The organism is Deinococcus sp. (assembly GCF_018260555.1).
Classification (GTDB): Bacteria; Deinococcota; Deinococci; order Deinococcales; family Deinococcaceae; genus Deinococcus.
This window is the reverse complement of sequence record NZ_JAGLBB010000131.1, coordinates 1-2,142: the sequence shown is the minus strand read 5'-3', so window position 1 is coordinate 2,142 and position 2,142 is coordinate 1. Positions and strand designations below refer to the sequence as shown.

At 63.2% G+C, this 2,142-nt stretch carries 1 protein-coding gene; it reads left to right on the top strand.

The annotated features are described in order from the left end of the window. Positions 1–306: 306 nt before the first annotated feature. Positions 307–1,257: a tyrosine-type recombinase/integrase gene (locus QZ271_RS14230; RefSeq protein ID WP_291432586.1), complete on the top strand. Its 951-nt coding sequence runs from the start codon at positions 307–309 to the stop codon at positions 1,255–1,257. The last annotated feature ends 885 nt before the right edge of the window (positions 1,258–2,142 follow it).

The window sequence follows — 2,142 nt, the reverse complement described above, 5'->3', positions numbered from 1 at the left end:
GACCTTCGGGCAGGTGTGCCGACTGATTTCCAGCTCGCGGAGTCGCTGGTCATCTGTCGCACGTGCGCAAACTAGCTCCCAGACACACTTTTATGGGTTACCTCACAGGAGGCGCGAGAAGCTCGCCGGACGGTGCCTGAGGGGTGTAGGACCCTGGTTTCCAGAAACTGACGTTCACACTAATATCTCTTGGTTTGAAATAGAGTGTGATTCTCCGCTAGTCTGGGTGGCAGTGAACAGATCCCGCCTGACACCTTCCCACTGGCCGCCCCCTGGCCTGTTGAGCTCTCCAGAAAGGCCAACCGCATGACACTGGTGCAGATGCGCAACGCGGTGGCCATCGCGGGTCTCGATGACCGCGCCCTGCGCGTGAGGGCCGTGGAGGCGGCCAGTACCTACGACGACGACATGCTGATCATGGTCACGCACGCGTACATGACCAGCGCCAGTCGCAAGGGCGCACGCACCAGCCGCCGCACGCTGGAAGCCTACGCGCTGGCCGTTAAGGACTTCGTGCGCTGGGCGCAGGACAGCGGCGTGCAACTGCTGCGGCCCGGTCGGCGTGACGGCGGGCGGTACGTGGCGCACCTTCAGACCCGCCCCAGCCTGGGTCGCGGCCGGAGCGGTCAGCTGTCAGCCTCGACGGCCGCCGGGTACGTGGCCGGGGCCCGCGCCCTGTACCGCGCCCTGGCGTGGGCTGGCGCGACCGACGTGCAACCCTTTCAGGATGCGCACGTCGCGCCGGATCCCACGCCGGGCATCGTGAAGAACCCACCGTACATGCAGGAGATCGACGCCGTCCTGCCCCTGTGTGAACCGCGCCTAGCGGCGCTGCTGCTGCTGTGCGCGCACGCGGGCCTGCGCGTCAGCGAGGCACTCGATGTGCGCAGCGCCGACCTGCACGGCGCGAGCCTGACGGTGCGCGGCAAGGGGAGCAAGGTCAGGCGCGTACCGCTGGGCCGCCGGGTCCGCAGCGCCCTCGATCACCTGCCGCCTGTGGACGCCGATGGGCGACTGTTCGATTGGAAGTACGCGCAGGCCACGTACCGCATGCGCAAGGTCTTCCGCGCCGCAGGGCACGGCGAGGCGTGGCGCGGCTTCCACGCCGCTCGCAAGCACTCCGGCACGCGGCTGTATACCGCCACCCGCGACTTCACGCGCGTGGGCCTGTTCCTGGGGCACGCCTCGGTAGACACCACCCGGCGCTATGTGGCCGTGCAGGATAACGACGTGACTGCTGAGGTCGAGTTCTTCTAAGTACACTGCGTTTATCTTGTCGATAAACCGCGCGGAGCGCGGAGCAGAAGGAAAGTACGTTGGAGCGGGAGTGGAGAGGCTCCGGTGCTTTCCCGGCAGGGCGCCATGTGAGCTCCAACGTACTTAAGTCGGTGGGAGATCGCTGGAAGGCCTCGTTCACCCATTTTATATTTAGGTGTAAATGGATACGGGGGAATACCCTGCAAGCTGTGGCGTTCGGTCCACTAGATTCCGAATGACCATGGCGATCACAATGCATTCGGGCGGCTCCTGCACAGGCTGCAGCGTTCATTGGATAATCTGGCTAATAGGGCTTAACCTAGCGAGAGCCGATATTTTGGCCAAGTCGTTTGAGTCTCCAGAGTGAAGCCTGGGAGTCCCCCAATCGACGGCAGCGCTGCCCTGAGGGTGGGTTTTACGCTGTGAATCTCAACTTGAGCGCTGCGTCACCAAGTGGTGATAGGTCAACGCGCCATCAAGGCGCCACCAAGAGGGATCCTCGCCTGGAGTGCCAACGTTGATGCGTAAGACCAACTGATGTGTGGGGTGGATATAAGCCAAAGCTGGACTTGTTGGCGTTGTCTGGAGCCGAGACAAGGGCCGCCACCCACATGCCGCGAACGCCTCTGGGTCCGCCACGACACTCGGATCGTTCGCCTCCAGCACCACCACCGCTTGGTAGGCCTCATCTACTGTTCGAGTGGAGTACGCCCCTTGAAAACAAGCTAGTGCAGCGGCAGGGAGTGGAGCAGGACAGTTAAAGTCCGACGCGGTGGACGCAACGCGCAGATTATTTCCAAGGCCGCTGGTGGTCTGCTCCCCAGAATCTGGACAGTGTTGAATAGAGACCTCGACTCACTCCCAGCCTCCCCGCTGGAAAGAGAG

Coding starts and splice junctions, on each gene's coding strand:
- QZ271_RS14230 (WP_291432586.1), top strand. CDS start 307: ATGACACTGGTGCAGATGCGCAACGCGGTGGCCATCGCGGGTCTCGAT.